Consider the following 17,145-nt stretch of genomic DNA (forward strand, 5'->3'; position numbering starts at 1 on the left):
ACTCGTACAACGGCTTTCATCGCGCCTATTTACCCGAGGTACTTCGACCCGAAGCCTCTAAACCAGACGAGCTCAAGGACAAGGAATAACCCATGCCGGTCATCCAGTCCCAAGTCGACCCGTTCAGCGAACCGTTCGCCCGCAACCGCGCGGCCATGCTGGTCGGCATCGAGCAAATCCGCCAGCTCGAACAGAACCTGTTGAGCAAAGCCACCCAAGCCAAACCCAGGTTCGACAAGCGTGGGCAACTGTTGCCCCGGGAGCGTCTCAACTTGCTGCTCGACCCCGGCGCGCCGTTCCTCGAACTGGCGAGCCTGGCCGGCTACAAGCTGCACGACGACAAGGACGGCAGCGCGGCCGGTGGCGGTTTGATCGCCGGGATCGGTTATGTGTCTGGCGTACGGGTATTGGTGGTGGCGAACAACAGCGCGATCAAGGGCGGGACCATTTCCCCCAGCGGCCTGAAAAAATCCCTGCGCCTGCAACAGATCGCCATGGAAAACAAACTGCCGGTGATCACCCTCGCCGAAAGCGGTGGCGCCAACCTCAATTATGCGGCGCAGATTTTCGTCGAAGGCGCGCGCAGTTTTGCCAATCAGGCGCGGATGTCGGCCATGGGTCTGCCGCAAATCACCGTGGTCCATGGCTCGGCCACGGCGGGCGGCGCGTATCAGCCGGGGTTGTCGGATTACGTGGTGGTGGTGCGCGGCAAGGCCAAGTTGTTTCTGGCCGGTCCCCCACTGCTCAAGGCCGCCACCGGCGAAGTCGCTACCGATGAAGAATTGGGCGGCGCCCAGATGCACGCGCAAACCGCCGGCACCGCTGAATACCTGGCCGAAAACGACGCCGATGGCGTGCGCCAGGTGCGCGAGATCATGAGCCTGTTGCCGTGGAACGATCAGCTGCCATGGTTACCGGAGCGCCGGTGGGAAGAACCGCTCTACCCCATCGACGAACTGCTGGGGCTGATCCCGGAGGACCCGAAAAAGCCTTACGACGTGCGTGAAATCATCGCGCGGATTGCCGACGCATCAAACTTCCTCGAATTCAAGGGCGAGTTCGATCAGCAGACGGTGTGCGGGCATTTACAGATTCAGGGTCGAACCTGCGGGTTTATCGGCAACAACGGCCCGATCACGCCCAAAGGTGCGAGCAAAGCCGCGCAATTCATTCAGCTCTGCGACCAGAGCCAGACGCCCCTGCTGTTTTTCCACAACACCACCGGTTTCATGGTCGGCACCGAGTCGGAACAGCAAGGTGTGATCAAGCACGGCGCGAAAATGATTCAGGCGGTGGCCAATGCCCGAGTGCCCAAACTGACGATCGTCGTCGGCGGTTCCTACGGCGCCGGCAACTACGCAATGTGCGGTCGCGGCCTCGACCCGCGTTTCATCTTCGCCTGGCCCAACAGCCGCACCGCCGTAATGGGCGGCGCCCAGGCCGGCAAAGTGCTGCGGATCGTCACCGAAGCCAAACAGCTCAAGGATGGGGTAGTGCCCGATCCGAACATGCTCGACACGCTGGAGCAGGTCACCGCACAGAAACTCGACAGCCAGTCCACCGCGCTGTACGGCAGCGCCAACCTGTGGGACGACGGGCTGATCGATCCACGGGATACCCGCACCTTGCTCGGCTACCTGCTGGATATCTGTCATGAGGCACAAGTGCGGCCGCTGCAAGCCAACAGTTTTGGTATCGCGAGGTTTTGATCGTTCCCACGCTCCGCGTGGGAATGCAGCCCGGGACGCTCCGCGTCCCAACGGCGGACGCAGAGCGTCCATTGAGGCGTTCCCACGCAGAGCGTGGGAACGATCGAGGATGAAAGGAGAACAATAAAAATGATCTTCACCCAGGAACACGAAGCACTGCGCCGCACCGTCCGCCAGTTCGTCGATCACGAGATCAATCCTCACGTCGAGGAATGGGAAAAGGCCGGGCGTTTTCCGATCCATGACATCTTCCGCAAGGCCGGCGAGCTCGGTCTGCTGGGGATTTCCAAGCCGGAAAAATTCGGCGGCATGGGCCTCGATTACAGCTATTCGATTGTGGCGGCCGAAGAGTTCGGCACCATTCATTGCGGCGGCATTCCGATGTCCATCGGCGTGCAGACCGACATGTGCACCCCGGCCCTGGCGCGATTCGGCTCCGATGAACTGCGCGAAGAATTCCTGCGGCCGGCGATCACCGGCGAACAGGTCGGCTGCATCGGTGTTTCCGAAGTCGGCGCCGGCTCCGACGTCGCCGGGTTGAAAACTACCGCCCGCAAGGACGGCGACGACTACGTGATCAACGGCAGCAAAATGTGGATCACCAACTCGCCGAGCGCCGACTTCATCTGCCTGCTGGCCAACACCTCGGACGACAAGCCGCACATCAACAAGTCGCTGATCATGGTGCCGATGAACAGCCCCGGGATCAGCCTCAGCTCGCACCTGGACAAGCTCGGCATGCGCAGTTCGGAAACCGCCCAGGTGTTTTTCGACAACGTGCGCGTGCCGCAACGCAACCGCATCGGCCACGAAGGCGCCGGGTTCATGATGCAGATGCTGCAGTTCCAGGAAGAACGGCTATTCGGCGCGGCGAACATGATCAAAGGCCTGGAGTACTGCGTCGACAGCACCATCGAATACTGCAAGGAGCGTAAAACCTTCGGCAATGCGCTGATCGACAACCAGGTCATCCACTTTCGCCTGGCCGAACTGCAAACCGAAATCGAATGCCTGCGGGCGCTGGTCTACCAGGCCACCGAGCAATACATCAACGGCCAGGACGTCACCCGCCTGGCGTCCATGGCCAAACTCAAGGCCGGGCGACTGGGCCGGGAAGTCAGCGACAGTTGCCTGCAATATTGGGGCGGCATGGGTTTCATGTGGGACAACCCGGTGGCCAGGGCTTACCGCGATGTGCGCCTGGTGTCGATCGGCGGCGGTGCCGACGAAATCATGCTGGGGATCATCTGCAAACTCATGGGCATCCTGCCGGGGAAAAACAAATGAGCACCCTTCCCGTTTGCCAGACCCTGTTGCTCGAACGGCACAACGGCGTCCTGCACATCACCCTCAATCGCCCCGACAGTCGCAATGCCATGAACTTGCAGATGGTCGCCGAACTGCGGGCGGTGCTGGTGGCGGTGCGCGATGACCGGCAGATTCGCGCGCTGGTGATCGGCGGTGCCGGCGGGCATTTTTGTGCCGGCGCCGACATCAAGGACATGGCCAACGCCCGTGCTCAAGGTGCGACCGCCTACCGCGAATTGAATCGCGCGTTCGGTACCTTGCTGGAAGAAACCCAAAACGCGCCGCAAGTAGTGATCAGCGTGCTGCAAGGCGCGGTGCTTGGCGGGGGTTTCGGCCTGGCGTGCGTGAGTGATATCGCGATGGCCGATCATCAAGCGCAGTTCGGCCTACCGGAAACCAGCCTCGGCCTGCTGCCGGCGCAGATCGCGCCGTTCGTGGTACAGCGCATCGGTCTGACCCAGGCCCGTCGACTGGCCCTGACCGCCGCACGCTTCGATGGCACCCAGGCGCGGCGGATGGGGCTGGTGCATTTTGTCGAGCATGACGCGCAAGCTTTGGCCGAGCGCCTCGATGAGGTGCTGGCCCATGTGCTGTGTTGCGCGCCCGGGGCGAATGCGGCGACCAAAAAACTGTTGCTGGCGAGCGCCGGACAGCCATCGGGAGCGTTGCTGGATCAGGCGGCCGAGTGGTTCAGCGAAGCGGTGATCGGAGCTGAAGGGGTCGAGGGGACGATGGCTTTTGTGCAGAAGCGTAAACCGGGGTGGGCCGTTTAAGAGCTTCGCGGGCAAGCCTCGCTCCTACAGATTCAGCGATGGCCGCGTGATTTGGGCACGACACAAAACCTGTAGGAGCGAGGCTTGCCCGCGAAGAGGCCCTTACATTCACCGCAAAAACCAAGGGAATAACCGATGCCCGCCCTCAAAAAAATCCTGATCGCCAACCGCGGTGAAATCGCCTGCCGCATCCAGCGCACCGCGCAAAACCTGGGCTACCGCACGGTCGCGGTGTTCAGCGATGCCGACGCCGAAGCGCTGCATGTGCAGATGGCCGACGAAGCCGTGAACATCGGCCCGGCCCCGGTGCAGCAGTCTTATCTGAACATCCCGGCCATCATCGACGCCGCCCGGCGCACCGGTGCCGATGCGATCCACCCCGGTTACGGTTTCCTCTCGGAAAACGCCAAATTCGCCCTCGCCTGCCAACAGGCCGGCATCACGTTCATCGGCCCCAGCCCCGAAGCCATCGAGCTGATGGGCAGTAAACGGCTGGCGAAACTCGCCATGATCAAAGCAGGCGTGCCCTGCATTAAAGGCTATCAGGGCAGCGAACAGGACTCTGCCACCCTGAGCCGCGAAGCCGAACGCATCGGCTACCCGCTGATGATCAAGGCCAGCGCCGGCGGTGGTGGTCGTGGGATGCGCCTGGTGCGTAGCGCCGTCGAGTTGCCGGGGCAGATCCGCACCGCTCGCTCTGAAGCGCTGCACGGGTTTGGCAGCAACGAACTGATCCTCGAACAAGCCCTGATCGATCCGCGTCACGTCGAGGTTCAGGTGTTCGGTGACCAGCACGGCAACCTGATCTACCTCGGCGAGCGCGACTGTTCGATTCAGCGCCGCCACCAGAAAATCATCGAAGAAGCGCCCTGCCCGGTGATGACCGCCGAGTTGCGTCAGGCCATGGGTGAAGCGGCGCTCAAGGCGGGGCGCGCGGTGAATTACGTGGGCGCTGGCACCGTGGAGTTCCTGCTGGATGCTCACGGGCAGTTCTACTTCCTGGAGATGAACACTCGGCTGCAAGTGGAACACCCGGTGACCGAATTGATCACCGGCCTCGACCTGGTGGCCTGGCAGTTACACGTCGCCGAAGGACAGCCGCTGCCGCTACGGCAGGAACAGGTGCAGCTCAACGGGCATGCCATGGAAGTGCGCCTGTACGCCGAAGATCCGGCCCAGGAATTTGTGCCGCAAACCGGGCGAATCGCGGCCTGGGAGCCTGCGTTGCAGAACAGCGTGCGGATCGACCATGGCCTGCTCCAGGGTCAGTCTGTCAGCCCGTTCTATGACCCGTTGCTGGGCAAACTCATCGCCCACGGTGCCACCCGCGAAGAAGCCCGGCGCAAGTTGCTGCGGGCGGTGCAAGACAGCGTGCTGCTGGGGGTGCAGAGCAATCAGCGCTTGCTCGCCAACCTGCTGGAGCACCCGCGGTTCGTCAGTGGCGAGTTCAGTACCGGGTTCATCCCCACGTACTTCGCCGACCATCCCTGCCTGCATCCTCATGTGCCGAGCGCCGAAGAACTGGCCATCGCCGCGGTGCTGTTTTATCAGGCATCCGCTCAGGCTCACCGCGCCCCCCTGGCCGGTTGGCGCAACAATGCCAGCGTGCCGCTGCACTACCGGATTGGCCTGGAGGATCAGGATTGGCCGGTGGAATTGAACGCTGAACCTGGCGAGCCCTTCCAGGTTCAGGTCGGCGCCCGAGCCCTCGAACTGAAGATCATCGGATGCGACGGAGGCTGGGCCACCCTGCAAATCGACGGCATCCGCCAACGCCATGCCTACCGTCTCGAGGCCGGGCAACTCTGGTTGTTCACGCGCCCCGGCAGCCTGCGGCTGGTCGATCGGACCCAGGCGCAGGTCAGCGGCCAAGTCAGTGTCAGTTCCGGCACGCTCAAGGCGCCGATGGACGGGGCGATCGTCGACGTATTGGTCAGTGAAGGCAGCCCGGTCAGCAAAGGTCAGCTTTTGGTAGTGCTCGAAGCGATGAAAATGGAGCACCCGCTCAAATCGGGTATCGACGGGGTGCTCAAACGCTTGCAGGTCAGGGTCGGCGACCAGGTGAAAAATCGTCAGATTTTGTTGGAGGTCGAATAAGCCGCTAGGCGGATCCGTCGGGTTTGGCTACGCTCAAGCCCTATCAGGACGCGGATACCAGGAACCCTGCGATGCCTCACTGGCTGGTCATTGATCTGGAAGCCACCACCGATGAGGGTGGCTGGCCAGTAACGGAAATGGAAATCATCGAAGTCGGCGCCACCCTCGTGGACCGCAAGGGCCGGGAACTGGATCACTTCCAGAGCTTCGTGCGCCCGTTGCGTCGGCCCTTGCTGACGCCGTTTTGCCGGGAACTGACCCATATTACCCAAGCCAATGTCGATGCCGCCCAGCCCCTGAACGACGTCTGGGCCTCGTTCGAGCGCTGGCTCGGCCAGCATCACTCGCGCCTGGAAGGCTGGGCCAGTTGGGGCGATTACGACCGCAAACAGCTGCTTCAGGAATGGCAGCGCCTGCAACTCGACAGTGCCCTGAGCCGGGTGCCGCACATGAACCTCAAGCAACGCTTTGCCAAGGTTTGTCGGCTGGAGCGCCCACTGGGGCTTAATGGCGCCCTGCAACTGGCGGGCCTGCAGTTCAACGGCCAACAGCATCGGGCGCTGGAGGATGCGCGCAATACCGCGCGCCTGCTGCCGCTGGTTTTCCCGGTTAATCCTTGAGTGCAGGAGGTGACGCCTATCGACACCTTGTGCATACTGGCCGGCCCTTTTTAGCCCTTTTCGAGGAACCGCCCATGTTTAAAGTCAACGAGTACTTCGACGGCACCGTCAAGTCGATCGCCTTTGGCACCGCTGAAGGTCCGGCGACCATCGGCGTCATGGCACCGGGCGAATACGAATTCGGCACCAGCCAGCGTGAAATCATGCACGTGGTGTCCGGCGCCCTGACCGTCAAACTGCCTGACAGCGACACCTGGGAAACCTTCGCCGCCGGCAGCCAGTTCAACGTGCCCGCCAACAGCAAGTTCCAGCTGAAAGTGGCCGTCGACACCGCTTACCTGTGCGAATACCGCGGCTAAACCCCTGGGTTTTCACTGCGAAAAAAATGCCCGTGTCCAAGGACACGGGCATTTTTTTATTCAGGGCAGCTATTCGAGGATCGTCACCGGCATGCCGACTTCGAGCCGGCCGTTACCGTCATTGACCAGGTTCTGCCCGAACATCGCGCCGTCTTCCTGGGCCCGGTACTTCTGCAAGGTCGCCAGCGGCTCACGATCTTCGCTGCGCTCGCCGGTCTGCGGGTCGATGGTGGTCAGAATGCAACGTGAGCAGGACTTGACCACGCGGAACTCGACATCACCGATGCGGATGCGCTTCCAGCCATCTTCGGCATAAGCCTCACTGCCCTCGATCACCAGATTGGGCCGAAAACGCAACATCTCCAGCGGCCGCCCGACCCGTTGCGACAAGTCTTCCAGCGACGCCTGACCAATCAGCAACAACGGAAAACCGTCGGCAAAAGCCACCTGATCATCGTCTTTGCCATAACCGGCCTGGGTGGTCCGTGCACGATCAAGCGGCACTTGCACCAGACGCGTCGGCTTGCCGATGAACTCGCTGACCCAGGCACCTGCCGCGTCGCCGGCATCGGGGACGCGCAAGGTGTCGCGCCAGATGGTCACGCCGCGCAGCTCTGCGTCGCCGTCAGGCAATGCAATATCGATCGGTGAATGGCCCGGGGCACTGAGGGTCAAGCCGCCATCGGCATTCCACAAGGCTGACAGCTGACTCATTTTCGCCACCGCACGCTGGGTCAGAAAGCGCCCGCTGGCCTCGTCCACCAGCATCCAGCGTCGGTCGCCGTCCAGCCCCAGCTTGTCCAGGCTGATCTGATTCAGGCTCTCGCCCTTGCCGGATTTCAACGGAAAACGATAAAGCGCGCTCAGACGCATGGCCAGCTCCCTGGTGGCTAAAAAAAGCCACCCTATACGAGCTTGATCGCCGAATCAAAGGCCCAGTGACAAGTCGGATCGCCGCACCGCTGGCTCCTGACGTGTCCGTTTCAGGCAGATACCGTATCGAGCATCAGGCGCTGGCGCACCACGTCGACGAGTTTGTCGGGCTGGAATTTGGAGAGGAAGTTGTCGCACCCGACCTTCTTGACCATCGAGTCGTTGAAGCTACCCGACAGCGAGGTGTGCAGGACCACATAAAGGCCGCGCAAACGGGGGTCGTTGCGGATTTCGGTGGTCAGGCGATAGCCGTCCATCTCCGGCATTTCCGCATCAGTGAAAATCATCAGCAACTTGTCAGTCATGACTTCACCCGTATCGGCCCAGGCCTTGAGCATGTTCAGCGCCTTCAAGCCATCGCTGGCGATGTGCATCTTCACGCCCAACTGCCCCAGAGTGTCGCGCAGTTGCGACAGGGCCACGTTCGAGTCATCCACCAACAGCACTTCACGACCACGGGCGCGCTCCAGAACCGGATCGTCGAGTTTGTCGCGCGAGACCTTGGCGTTGTATGGAACGATTTCGGCCAGGACTTTTTCGACATCGATGATTTCCACCAACTGATCGTCGACCTTGCTGATGGCGGTCAGGTAATGCTGGCGACCGGCGCTGGTCGGCGGTGGCAGAATGGCTTCCCAATTCATATTGACGATGCGGTCCACGCCACCGACCAGGAATGCCTGCACCGAGCGGTTGTATTCGGTGACGATGATGGTACTGGTGGAGCTTGGCACCAGCGGACGCATGCCGATCGCCTGGGACAGGTCGATCACCGGCAGCGTCTGGCCACGCAGGTTGACCACGCCGCAAACAAAGGGATGGCGCTGTGGCATCAGGGTCAGCTTCGGCAGCTGCAGCACTTCCTGGACCTTGAAGACGTTGATCGCGAACAATTGCCGTCCGGCCAGCCGGAACATGAGAATTTCCAGGCGATTCTCACCCACCAGTTGCGTGCGTTGGTCTACCGTGTCGAGAATGCCGGCCATTAATGACTCCTGGGCTTGTTCTGATGAATTCACTAAAGGGAGTTATCGGCTGTTTTTGCCGAATCTTGACCCCCAGACAAAATGCCACGGCCAAGCATTGATGTCACATTAACATCATGCTTTACTGACCCCGTGATTTCATCTGCATCATCCCCTGCGGCGCGACCTCGGTTTGCACGTTAGGTTCCCCTGCGTAAGGGATTCCCCTAGGCACAATCAGGCACAGCCTGATATTCGCAATATCCAATAGCCATTAATGTGACGCCATTCTCATTGCATGAACGGAGTCAGGCTTTTGTGTGCGATCGCAGGTCAGTGGTCATCCACCCTCTCGAGTTCCCCAGCCCGCGCCCATGCCTGCCGGAGCGCGATCTCAGGAAAGCCTGGCAGCGCCGGAACACGTAAGGTTCTCGTCAGCACACACGACATTCCCTCATCTGACATGACGTTGTGGAGATAAGCATGCCGAACTCCCCCAAAGAGTGGTCTCAGCGGTTTCCGGAGTTTCTTGTCGAGGCTGAAATGCTCCTGGCCAAATCCGAAGAGTGCCTGAGTCATTTGCAGCTGATCAGCAATGACAAGGACGCCATCGATTGCATGCTCAGCACCCTTCTCAAGTTGGCGAACAAGGCCGATGCCCTGGCATTGGCAGCCGTTTCGGAGTTCTCATTGCACATTCATGGATTGCTGAGCCATGCCCAGATCCACATGGACCTGCATGATCAGGCGCTGGAAGCGCTCAAGGATTGCTTCACGCTAATGGCCTGGCAACTCGAACTCATCGACCAGACCACCGGCCAACTCAGCCTGGATGACAGTGAACAGACCTCCCTGATCGAAGCGTTTGCATTTCAAGTGGGAAAAAGTCAGTTTCAGCCGCCCAGACTCTCCAGACCGTTCAGGCTCGTTTCGTCGTTCTCGGAACGACAGGCCTGAACTCATCAGCCCCTATGCCAAATTGGGCATTTTTATTGGAATGATGTCGCCCCTGTAACTTGAGCATGCTCATGACGCTATTGAATATTTCATATCTGTCGACGGCGGTTCTAAACAAATAGTAACCCCGCCCTCGACTTCAGCTATTGCAAAACAAAAAGCCTGGCACACTCGATATCTTTCGAAGATAGAATCGAAAGTTTTTCCATTGTAGAACTGCCGTCCAAAAACGTTATTTCCTGACTTGTGCAGACTTATATAGCAGACGCGACCGACGGTATCTTAGGTGGTACTATGCCGCCCATTCGTTGACGTCAATTAATGGCAGAGTGACTACAGGCGAGAACAGGCCGCGTTTCGAGCATTGCACTGCATTCATTAATGGCGACTCATACAACAGAATTTCCACACAGAGACCCGTCAACCCCTTATGGCCGGTCTGCCCGTAGCGAACATCCATTGGCTCCAACCGCTATGTACGCCAGCCTCAAGTCAATCACCCTGTGGCAACCCTCCCGGAAAAGTGCGCGCCGGTTCACGCTTTTACTGTGTGCCTGCTCGGCGCTTGGCAGCCTGCTGGTCTATAGCTTGTCCATGCCTCTGCCTGTGAGTCTGCTGGTGCTCAATAGTGCGGTGCTGATCTGCGTCTGGGTGGGCCATCGTCTCTCGCGCAAATCGATAAAGTTTCAGCCTCAAGAACTGGCCGAGCGTCTGCTGCAAGTTCAGGAAAACGAACGCCACAGGCTCAGTCGGGAATTGCATGATGACATCGGCCAATTGCTGACCGCCGCAAAACTTCAAAGTGAATGGCTCAAACGTCGATTGCCCGAAGAACTGCAGGGTCAATGTTCGGTGCTCTGCGAGACGCTGGACGAAACCCTGACCAAGGTTCGTGATATGTCGGCCATCCTGAACCCACGACAACTGACCAGTCTCGGGCTGGAAGCCAGTCTGCGTGCGCATTTACTCAGAACCCTGGCCAATACGTCCGTGCACTGGAGCCTGGAATGCCATCAACGTTTGACTGGCATACCGGAGGAAATGGCGGTGGCGGCCTTTCGCATCACTCAAGAAGCGGTTACCAATATATTGCGTCATGCCCAAGCCAGGAATCTGCTGATCCGCCTGCAACGCCTGCCCCAGGGCCTGACGCTGTTGATCAGCGACGATGGCCTGGGTTTCGCACCAGCGGCAGACCCAGCTCGCGAGGGGCAACGCGGAATGGCCGGAATGTCGGAACGAATCGATCAGTTTGGCGGCACGCTGACCGTGACCAGCGAGCCGGGCAAAGGTACTCAAATCGAAGCACTCTTCCCCTGGGCGCCTCGCGCGCTGGAACGGGCCAGTACGAATAAGGTTATGCGTTGACTTGTAACTTACTTCTGGTGGACGACCACTCACTTATCAGGGCTGGCGTGCGCGCTCTGGTGCTGGATATTCCCGGTTTTGCGGTCATCGGTGAGGCCAATGATGGCTCGCATTTACTCGAGATGGTCGAGCAGCTGTCCCCGGACATTATCCTGCTGGATATTTCCATGAAAGAAACCGGCGGCCTTGAAGCCTTGCAGCGACTCAAACGAGTACGTGCGCAGTGCAAAGTGCTCATTCTGTCCATGCACACCGACCCGGCGCTCATCATGCAGGCACTGGAGGCCGGGGCTCATGGCTACCTGCTCAAGGACACCACGGCCACCGAGCTCGAACATGCCCTGAATGCCTTGCGCAACAACGAACGTTACCTGAGCCCGGCCATTGCTCACACCGTGATCAACCAGGCGCTGAACCGAACCCAGAAAAACCAGGCGCAAACACAGGATTCGCACAACCTGACGGCTCGTCAGCTGGAAATCCTGCGACTGATCGTTCGCGGAAAATCCACCCGGGAAATTGCCAATGGCCTGGGCCTGAGCATCAAGACAGTCGAAACCCACCGCTCGCAGATCATGAAACGCTTGCAGATCTACGATGTGGCTGGCCTGGTACTGTTCGCCGTGCGCGAGCAAATCATCAGTCTGGACGACTAACCGGACTCAAGACGCTCAACAGCGGCGAGCCTTCGGGCAAATGCACCCACAATGCCGCCGGGCGCCTTGCTCACTCATTGTTGTCACTCCCCAATCCGAAATCCGTATGGGAGATGCTGACCTCGCAGCCCCTCATAAAAGTCGCAAGAATTTCAGTTATTTCCAAGGGAAGGCACTGGAGTCCTACAGAGCGGTATTTTTTCTTACAAAACGTGAGGAATCGGCTCAATTGACCCATCAGGGCAATTGGTACACCGTTGTGTCAGCGGTTATCAGTCATCACCCATCAATTACACAGGGACGTGCAAACAATGAATGGAACCCCCTTGAGGGCCTCAAAAATCGCAAGCAATAACGGTATCGGCCGCTTGAATGGTTTTAACGCAAGGACCCAGTTACTCCATGCAAAGCCATGACCTCAGACTACCGGTAACTCCGGTCGCGCCGTTCGCAGACAATCGCGCCAATCATCAGACTGAATTCAAAAGCAGCGCAAAGCCCACCGGAGAAGTTGATATGGAACCTCGCGTCACTGAACTGGAGACACACCTCAAGTACATCCGAAGAGACATGGATGAAGTCCGCGGTGACGTCAAATCCATCAAGCACCGGCTTGCCTATTCGGCCGGCGGAACAGCTGTGATCCTGGGGCTTTTGGCCTGGATCGCCAACAGTCGCTTCGACCAGGTGGTGACACTTCTGGCAAATTAAGGAACCGTCATGCACGCAAGCCCGACTCTTTCAACCGGGCTTACGTGGCAGAACCAGGGGCCTGTATCAGCCCAAGACTTCACTCAACGGGATGAAGCTCACACAATCACCCTCGATCAGCGTACGGCCCTCCAGTACTTCAACCAGACCATCAGCCCAGGCGGCGCTGCGCAGTACGCCAGAACTCTGATTCCTGTAGATGATTGCCCGGCCATTTTCCAAACGTCCACGCAGGTACTCACGTCGGTTGCCAGCCTTTGGCCAGACAAACCCTGCCGGCACCTGAAACTTCAGGGGCTCGACCTCTTTTACGCCTTGGCGGCGCAAGAGGTAGGGCCTTGCCAACAGAGCAAAAGTCACCAGGGTCGACGCCGGATTGCCGGGCAGACCAATGACAGGTACGCCACGAAAATACCCGAACGTCAGCGGCTTGCCTGGTTTGATGGCAAGCTTCCACAGGGTCAACTCGCCCTCTTCACGCAAGGCAATGCCCAAAAAGTCGGCCTCTCCCACCGATACGCCACCGGTCGAAAGAATCAGGTCGACATCCTTCAACTCACCAAGGCGGGCACGAGTGGTCGGCAAATCATCGGGAAGAATGCCGGCATCGATCACCTCACAACCCAGACGCTGCAACCAGCTGCAGAGCAATACCCGATTACTGTTGTAGATCTGCCCTGGCCCGAGGGCCTGACCCGGTTCAATCAATTCATCACCGGTAGACAAGACCGCAACACGAACTTTGCGAACCACGTCCAGTTCAGCGCATCCCAGCGATGCCGCCAGCCCCTGCTCAATAGCCCCCAGGCGTGTTCCGGCGGGCAAGATCAGTTCACCGACAGTAGTTTCCTGGCCTTGTGGACGGATGTTCTGTCCCGGGGCCATGGTCTGCGTGAAACGTACCCGCTCATCCGCCTGAACCTCGGCGTTCTCCTGCATCTCGACACAATCAGCACCTGCGGGCACAGGTGCTCCGGTGAAGATCCGTGCGCAGGTACCCGGCTGCAAGGGCTCCGGAGCCAGGCCTGCAAAAATCTTCTGACTGACCGGCAACGGCTCTCCCGTCCAGTCGGACAAGCGTAAGGCATAACCGTCCATGGCACTGTTGGACCAGGGCGGTAAATCAAGTGTCGAGACCAGATCGGCGGCTAGCACACGCCCCTGGACCTGCGCCAGCGGCAAGCGTTCGTGCTCACGAATTTTCGAGGTGTCGGCCATTTCCAGTAAACGCGCCAGTGCCACCTCGACAGCCATCAGACTGCCAGTCTTGCCTGGCTTACCCGCGGGATTCACAGGGTGCCGCCTGTTTCAGGTGGGTCACGAAATTGCACGGACGGTGCCGGGAATCCAGTTGCTCGGCGAGAATGCCGTCCCAACCGGTGCGCACCGCATTGGTCGAACCCGGCAAGCAGCAAACCAGCGTGCCATTGGCCAGACCGGCCAGAGCCCGGGACTGAACCGTCGAGGTGCCGATATCCGCCACCGATATCTGCCGGAACAACTCACCAAAACCATCGACCTGCTTATCCAGCAGGCAACTCACGGCTTCGGGCGTGCTGTCGCGACCGGTGAACCCGGTACCGCCAGTGATCAGCACCACTTGCACGACCTCGTCGGCAATCCAGCTGGCGACTTGCGCACGAATTTTGTAGAGGTCATCTTTAAGCAGTACACGGGCAGCCAGGTTATGACCGGCAGCACTCAAACGGTCAACGAAGACCTGACCTGAGGTATCGGTTTCCAGGGTACGGGTATCGCTGACAGTCAGCACCGCGATGTTGAGCGGTGCGAAAGGTACATCGGCCTTGGCTTTCATAGGCTCGTCCAGTTGTAGGAGAAACAGCCCGGTGTTATATCACAGCGCCTCATTTTTTCGCCGCCCCCATGGAGAAGTGCGATGACCTCGAATACACCTCTGGCGCCCTGCTCCATTCTGCTCCTGGCTGGCGGTCGTGGCCAACGCATGGGTGGTCAGGACAAGGGCTTGCTGGAATGGCACGGCGAGCCATTGATTGCGCATCTGCACCGCAAGACCCGTCCGCTGAGTGATGACCTGATCATCTCCTGCAACAGAAATCTGGAAAAATATGCGCCTTATGCGGATCAGTTGGTCCATGACGACGAAGGCGACTTTCCGGGGCCATTGGCAGGTATTCGCGCAGGTTTGAAGGCCGCCCGCCACACGCACCTGCTGGTATTGCCCTGCGATGTGCCACGCATCGATGCCACGCTGCTGCAGAGCATGCGTGAAACCGCCGCGCAGCATCCGGACAAACCGTTAATGCTGCGCCATGGCGAACACTGGGAACCATTGCTGTGCATGATTCCCGTCGCCCTTTCAGCAGCCTTCGAAACTGCCTGGAACGAAGGCGAGCGCAGCCCGGGCCGCCTTATGCGCACATTGGGCGCCACAGCTCTGCAATGCCCCGACAAGGACCCTCGTCTGGCCAACCTCAATACACCGGAACTGTTAAGCACGCATCACACTGTGTCAGACTGACACTCGAAGGAACTTGCGTGCGTTGCATACGTCTCAAGCTCAGCAATCAAAAGATTTTCCATTCGGAGACACACCCATGATCCAACGGACCCTCGCCACTTTCATGCTCGCACTGAGCCTTGCAACCCTCGCCGGTTGCGCGTCGCCTTCAGTGATCACCTTGAATGACGGTCGAGAAATCCAGGCCGTCGACACGCCTAAGTACGATGAAGAATCGGGCTTTTACGAATTCGAACAGCTGGATGGCAAACACACCCGCATCAACAAGGATCAGATCCGTACCGTTAAAGAGTTGTAATCTTTGCGGCGATCCCGGATATAGAAAAGCCCGCTTTTAAAAGCGGGCTTTTTCGTGACCGAAGGAAAGCAGGATCACCGCGCCCTGTGATCACCACTGCAAGGTGATGGTGCTTTCGAATGCTCTTTCCTGCCCCGTTACCGGATCGACAAATCGCAGTCCCTGGGCCAGCAGCTTCAAGGGATTGGCATAGTCGTCTTCTACATCCTTGAGCACCTGCGGATAGAACGGGTCATTGCAGATGCCGGCACCCAAGGCCGCCATGTGCACTCGCAACTGATGTTTCTTGCCCGTCACCGGGTAAAGCGCATAACGCCAGAGTTCACCATTTTTCTCCCTGACCTCGACAGCCGTCTCGGTATTGCTGACTCCCGGACCTTCCTGCATGCGAAAGAACGGCTCGCCATCGATGAGCCGACTTTTATGGACCATCGGGAAGGTCAATTCAGGCAATGCCCGAGCGATTGCTTCGTAGCGTTTTTCAATCTGGCGCGAAGGAAACAATGACTGATACGCCGACCGACTCTGAGGATTGGCCGAAAACAGCACCAGCCCCGCCGTATGCCGGTCAATGCGATGCAAAGGCACCAGATGCGGGTTATCCAGTCGCCGGATCAGTCGTCGCAGCAATGTCTGCTCCACGTATTCGCCAGCCGGAGTCACCGGCAGGAAGTGCGGCTTGTCCGCTACCACCAGATGCTCGTCTGCATAAAGGATCGACTCCACCACCGGGATCGGTTTTTCGTCCGGCACCTCACGGAAATAATGAATGCGCAGCCCTTCCTTGTAAGGCAGGTCCAGGGCGATCGGCAGGCCTTGCCCATCGAGAACGCGACCGCGAGCGATTCTGTCCAGCCATTGCTCACGACCGATGGCGCTGAAGTGTTCACACAGGCAATCGAATACGGTCAGCCACGGACCAGGCGGCAGATAGAGCGTACTGGCCTGATTGTGTGCAGCAGAAAAAGATGAAGTGGACATACGAAAAGCTCTAACCCTCAATGCAGGGCGGCATTATCCAACAGTGGCCGGAACGAACCTAGAAGAGAATCCTCAGGCCGGTATCGACTGCGTTCGAGCGGCCGCTTCGATGAACTCCTTGAGCCAGCGCAGCACCTCGACCGCTTCCCAGCGCCCCGGATCATAAAGCGCATACAACAGACCCTGATAGCCCACGACATCCAGCTGCCGGTGGTAACCCGCACGCTGGAACAAGGCTTCGATTTCAGCGAAACAGGTATTGAAATGCAGTTTATTGAACGGCGTTTTTCCTTCCGTGACCAGACCATCCAGACGCAATTCGAGGACAGCCTCGCGCACCACGTCTGCCGACATCCGGTTCACACTGTTCTTCAATTGTTCGACATTGACCATGATTCATCCCTCTGACTTGCGGGATCGGCTGCCCAACCCCGAACAGGGAGAAACATGGCAGGCAATCCGAATAACTGTATACACATACAGTAACCGAATAACCAACCTTTCGCCAATGGATGAAACGAGGATCGCGACAGGTGGATATCGCCAGCGGCATCAGGATTCGCGCAGGAACGCCACCACCTGCTCGGCACTAAACGGCCAACCCAGCTCAGCGCCGGTATCGACCCGTCGCAATACCGGAATACGCAGGCTGTAAGCTTCGAACCAGGTTTCATCGTCAGCGATATCCACCAGCTCCACCAACAGACCACGCTCGACAAACTCCATCAGCATGGCTTCGGCGACTTCACAAAGATGGCAACCAACGGTGCCGAACAGCTGACATTCAGGAGGCATGACGACAGGACCAAACGAAGTAAGCGCTCATTCTAGGCCCGCCATCAAACGCAGTCGAGCCGACGTCCGAGCAACGGTGATTTCAACAGACTCCGGCAAACTCCTGATGCAAATC

General features: G+C 58.9%; 19 protein-coding genes. 12 read left to right on the top strand and 7 right to left on the bottom strand.

The genetic code is table 11. The features are described from left to right. Window positions 1-92 precede the first annotated feature (92 nt). The 6 genes from atuC (at window position 93) to ppnP (ending at window position 6,866) form a co-directional block, all read left to right on the top strand. Window positions 93-1,709: a geranyl-CoA carboxylase subunit beta gene (gene atuC / locus HCU66_RS10780; RefSeq protein ID WP_205888474.1), complete on the top strand. Its 1,617-nt coding sequence runs from the start codon at window positions 93-95 to the stop codon at window positions 1,707-1,709. 129 nt (window positions 1,710-1,838) lie between these two features. Further along, window positions 1,839-2,996 carry a citronellyl-CoA dehydrogenase gene (atuD, locus tag HCU66_RS10785; protein WP_205888475.1) on the top strand — a complete coding sequence of 386 codons (1,158 nt, stop codon included), beginning with the start codon at window positions 1,839-1,841 and terminating at the stop codon, window positions 2,994-2,996. Beyond that, complete coding sequence (locus tag HCU66_RS10790) at window positions 2,993-3,790, top strand: enoyl-CoA hydratase/isomerase family protein (RefSeq protein WP_205888476.1); 798 nt, start codon at window positions 2,993-2,995, stop codon at window positions 3,788-3,790. Before atuD ends, HCU66_RS10790 begins: the two co-directional genes overlap by 4 nt. A 135-nt stretch (window positions 3,791-3,925) precedes the next feature. Beyond that, entirely contained in the window at window positions 3,926-5,887 is a 1,962-nt protein-coding gene (locus HCU66_RS10795; RefSeq protein WP_205888477.1) for an acetyl/propionyl/methylcrotonyl-CoA carboxylase subunit alpha, read from the top strand. 71 nt (window positions 5,888-5,958) lie between these two features. Further along, window positions 5,959-6,507 carry a 3'-5' exonuclease gene (locus HCU66_RS10800; protein ID WP_205888478.1) on the top strand — a complete coding sequence of 183 codons (549 nt, stop codon included), beginning with the start codon at window positions 5,959-5,961 and terminating at the stop codon, window positions 6,505-6,507. 74 nt (window positions 6,508-6,581) lie between these two features. After that, the gene (gene ppnP, locus HCU66_RS10805; RefSeq protein ID WP_007895072.1) at window positions 6,582-6,866 is read left to right on the top strand and encodes a pyrimidine/purine nucleoside phosphorylase; all 285 of its coding nucleotides are present in this window, start codon (window positions 6,582-6,584) and stop codon (window positions 6,864-6,866) included. A 69-nt stretch (window positions 6,867-6,935) separates the two neighbouring features. On the opposite strand, the gene HCU66_RS10810 is transcribed toward ppnP, so the two are convergent. Both HCU66_RS10810 and HCU66_RS10815 read right to left on the bottom strand, forming a co-directional pair. Then, a complete protein-coding gene (locus tag HCU66_RS10810; RefSeq protein ID WP_205888479.1) occupies window positions 6,936-7,739 on the bottom strand; it encodes an MOSC domain-containing protein in 804 nt (267 codons plus the stop codon). Between the two features lie 110 nt (window positions 7,740-7,849). Continuing rightward, window positions 7,850-8,785 (bottom strand): chemotaxis protein CheV, encoded by a 936-nt coding sequence (locus HCU66_RS10815; protein WP_205888480.1) that lies wholly within the window; start codon window positions 8,783-8,785, stop codon window positions 7,850-7,852. A gap of 462 nt (window positions 8,786-9,247) precedes the next feature. Here HCU66_RS10815 and HCU66_RS10820 point away from each other — a divergent pair, with 462 nt between their 5' ends. From HCU66_RS10820 to HCU66_RS10835, 4 genes are all read left to right on the top strand, one after another. After that, complete coding sequence (locus tag HCU66_RS10820; protein ID WP_205888481.1) at window positions 9,248-9,721, top strand: hypothetical protein; 474 nt, start codon at window positions 9,248-9,250, stop codon at window positions 9,719-9,721. A gap of 474 nt (window positions 9,722-10,195) precedes the next feature. After that, window positions 10,196-11,089 carry a sensor histidine kinase gene (locus HCU66_RS10825; RefSeq protein WP_205888564.1) on the top strand — a complete coding sequence of 298 codons (894 nt, stop codon included), beginning with the start codon at window positions 10,196-10,198 and terminating at the stop codon, window positions 11,087-11,089. Continuing rightward, complete coding sequence (locus HCU66_RS10830; protein WP_205888482.1) at window positions 11,086-11,745, top strand: response regulator; 660 nt, start codon at window positions 11,086-11,088, stop codon at window positions 11,743-11,745. The genes HCU66_RS10825 and HCU66_RS10830 overlap by 4 nt, the downstream gene beginning before the upstream one ends. A gap of 402 nt (window positions 11,746-12,147) precedes the next feature. After that, entirely contained in the window at window positions 12,148-12,456 is a 309-nt protein-coding gene (locus tag HCU66_RS10835; RefSeq protein ID WP_205888483.1) for a hypothetical protein, read from the top strand. A gap of 66 nt (window positions 12,457-12,522) precedes the next feature. Here the strand turns inward: HCU66_RS10835 and HCU66_RS10840 are convergent, their stop codons facing one another. Both HCU66_RS10840 and moaB read right to left on the bottom strand, forming a co-directional pair. Next, entirely contained in the window at window positions 12,523-13,749 is a 1,227-nt protein-coding gene (locus HCU66_RS10840; RefSeq protein ID WP_205888484.1) for a molybdopterin-binding protein, read from the bottom strand. Next, on the bottom strand, window positions 13,733-14,272 hold the full coding sequence (moaB, locus tag HCU66_RS10845; RefSeq protein ID WP_205888485.1) for a molybdenum cofactor biosynthesis protein B: 540 nt from the start codon (window positions 14,270-14,272) through the stop codon (window positions 13,733-13,735). The genes HCU66_RS10840 and moaB overlap by 17 nt, the downstream gene beginning before the upstream one ends. An 81-nt stretch (window positions 14,273-14,353) precedes the next feature. Here moaB and mobA point away from each other — a divergent pair, with 81 nt between their 5' ends. Further along, window positions 14,354-14,956 carry a molybdenum cofactor guanylyltransferase MobA gene (gene mobA, locus HCU66_RS10850; protein WP_205888486.1) on the top strand — a complete coding sequence of 201 codons (603 nt, stop codon included), beginning with the start codon at window positions 14,354-14,356 and terminating at the stop codon, window positions 14,954-14,956. A 76-nt stretch (window positions 14,957-15,032) separates the two neighbouring features. Continuing rightward, window positions 15,033-15,254, top strand: a complete 222-nt coding sequence (locus HCU66_RS10855; RefSeq protein WP_205888487.1) for a YgdI/YgdR family lipoprotein — start codon at window positions 15,033-15,035, stop codon at window positions 15,252-15,254. Between the two features lie 90 nt (window positions 15,255-15,344). Here the strand turns inward: HCU66_RS10855 and HCU66_RS10860 are convergent, their stop codons facing one another. The 3 genes from HCU66_RS10860 to HCU66_RS10870 all read right to left on the bottom strand — a co-directional run bounded on the left by HCU66_RS10860 (window position 15,345) and on the right by HCU66_RS10870 (window position 17,030). Beyond that, complete coding sequence (locus HCU66_RS10860; RefSeq protein WP_205888488.1) at window positions 15,345-16,235, bottom strand: pseudouridine synthase; 891 nt, start codon at window positions 16,233-16,235, stop codon at window positions 15,345-15,347. Between the two features lie 72 nt (window positions 16,236-16,307). Then, window positions 16,308-16,628, bottom strand: coding sequence for a transcriptional regulator (locus HCU66_RS10865; protein WP_205888489.1), 321 nt, complete (start codon window positions 16,626-16,628; stop codon window positions 16,308-16,310). A gap of 159 nt (window positions 16,629-16,787) precedes the next feature. Next, entirely contained in the window at window positions 16,788-17,030 is a 243-nt protein-coding gene (locus HCU66_RS10870) for a glutaredoxin family protein (RefSeq protein WP_019582515.1), read from the bottom strand. Between the last annotated feature and the right edge of the window lie 115 nt (window positions 17,031-17,145).

It is taken from the genome of Pseudomonas frederiksbergensis (assembly GCF_017114915.1).
Taxonomy (GTDB): Bacteria; Pseudomonadota; Gammaproteobacteria; order Pseudomonadales; family Pseudomonadaceae; genus Aquipseudomonas; species Aquipseudomonas frederiksbergensis_I.

Excerpts from the sequence above, each read along its gene's own strand:
- mobA (WP_205888486.1), top strand. The coding sequence starts at position 14,354 with ATGACCTCGAATACACCTCTGGCGCCCTGCTCCATTCTGCTCCTGGCT.
- HCU66_RS10825 (WP_205888564.1), top strand. The coding sequence starts at position 10,196 with ATGTACGCCAGCCTCAAGTCAATCACCCTGTGGCAACCCTCCCGGAAA.
- ppnP (WP_007895072.1), top strand. The coding sequence starts at position 6,582 with ATGTTTAAAGTCAACGAGTACTTCGACGGCACCGTCAAGTCGATCGCC.
- moaB (WP_205888485.1), bottom strand. The coding sequence starts at position 14,272 with ATGAAAGCCAAGGCCGATGTACCTTTCGCACCGCTCAACATCGCGGTG.
- atuD (WP_205888475.1), top strand. The coding sequence starts at position 1,839 with ATGATCTTCACCCAGGAACACGAAGCACTGCGCCGCACCGTCCGCCAG.
- atuC (WP_205888474.1), top strand. The coding sequence starts at position 93 with ATGCCGGTCATCCAGTCCCAAGTCGACCCGTTCAGCGAACCGTTCGCC.
- HCU66_RS10835 (WP_205888483.1), top strand. The coding sequence starts at position 12,148 with ATGCAAAGCCATGACCTCAGACTACCGGTAACTCCGGTCGCGCCGTTC.
- HCU66_RS10820 (WP_205888481.1), top strand. The coding sequence starts at position 9,248 with ATGCCGAACTCCCCCAAAGAGTGGTCTCAGCGGTTTCCGGAGTTTCTT.
- HCU66_RS10870 (WP_019582515.1), bottom strand. The coding sequence starts at position 17,030 with ATGCCTCCTGAATGTCAGCTGTTCGGCACCGTTGGTTGCCATCTTTGT.
- HCU66_RS10860 (WP_205888488.1), bottom strand. The coding sequence starts at position 16,235 with ATGTCCACTTCATCTTTTTCTGCTGCACACAATCAGGCCAGTACGCTC.
- HCU66_RS10800 (WP_205888478.1), top strand. The coding sequence starts at position 5,959 with ATGCCTCACTGGCTGGTCATTGATCTGGAAGCCACCACCGATGAGGGT.
- HCU66_RS10810 (WP_205888479.1), bottom strand. The coding sequence starts at position 7,739 with ATGCGTCTGAGCGCGCTTTATCGTTTTCCGTTGAAATCCGGCAAGGGC.
- HCU66_RS10855 (WP_205888487.1), top strand. The coding sequence starts at position 15,033 with ATGATCCAACGGACCCTCGCCACTTTCATGCTCGCACTGAGCCTTGCA.
- HCU66_RS10815 (WP_205888480.1), bottom strand. The coding sequence starts at position 8,785 with ATGGCCGGCATTCTCGACACGGTAGACCAACGCACGCAACTGGTGGGT.
- HCU66_RS10795 (WP_205888477.1), top strand. The coding sequence starts at position 3,926 with ATGCCCGCCCTCAAAAAAATCCTGATCGCCAACCGCGGTGAAATCGCC.
- HCU66_RS10790 (WP_205888476.1), top strand. The coding sequence starts at position 2,993 with ATGAGCACCCTTCCCGTTTGCCAGACCCTGTTGCTCGAACGGCACAAC.
- HCU66_RS10865 (WP_205888489.1), bottom strand. The coding sequence starts at position 16,628 with ATGGTCAATGTCGAACAATTGAAGAACAGTGTGAACCGGATGTCGGCA.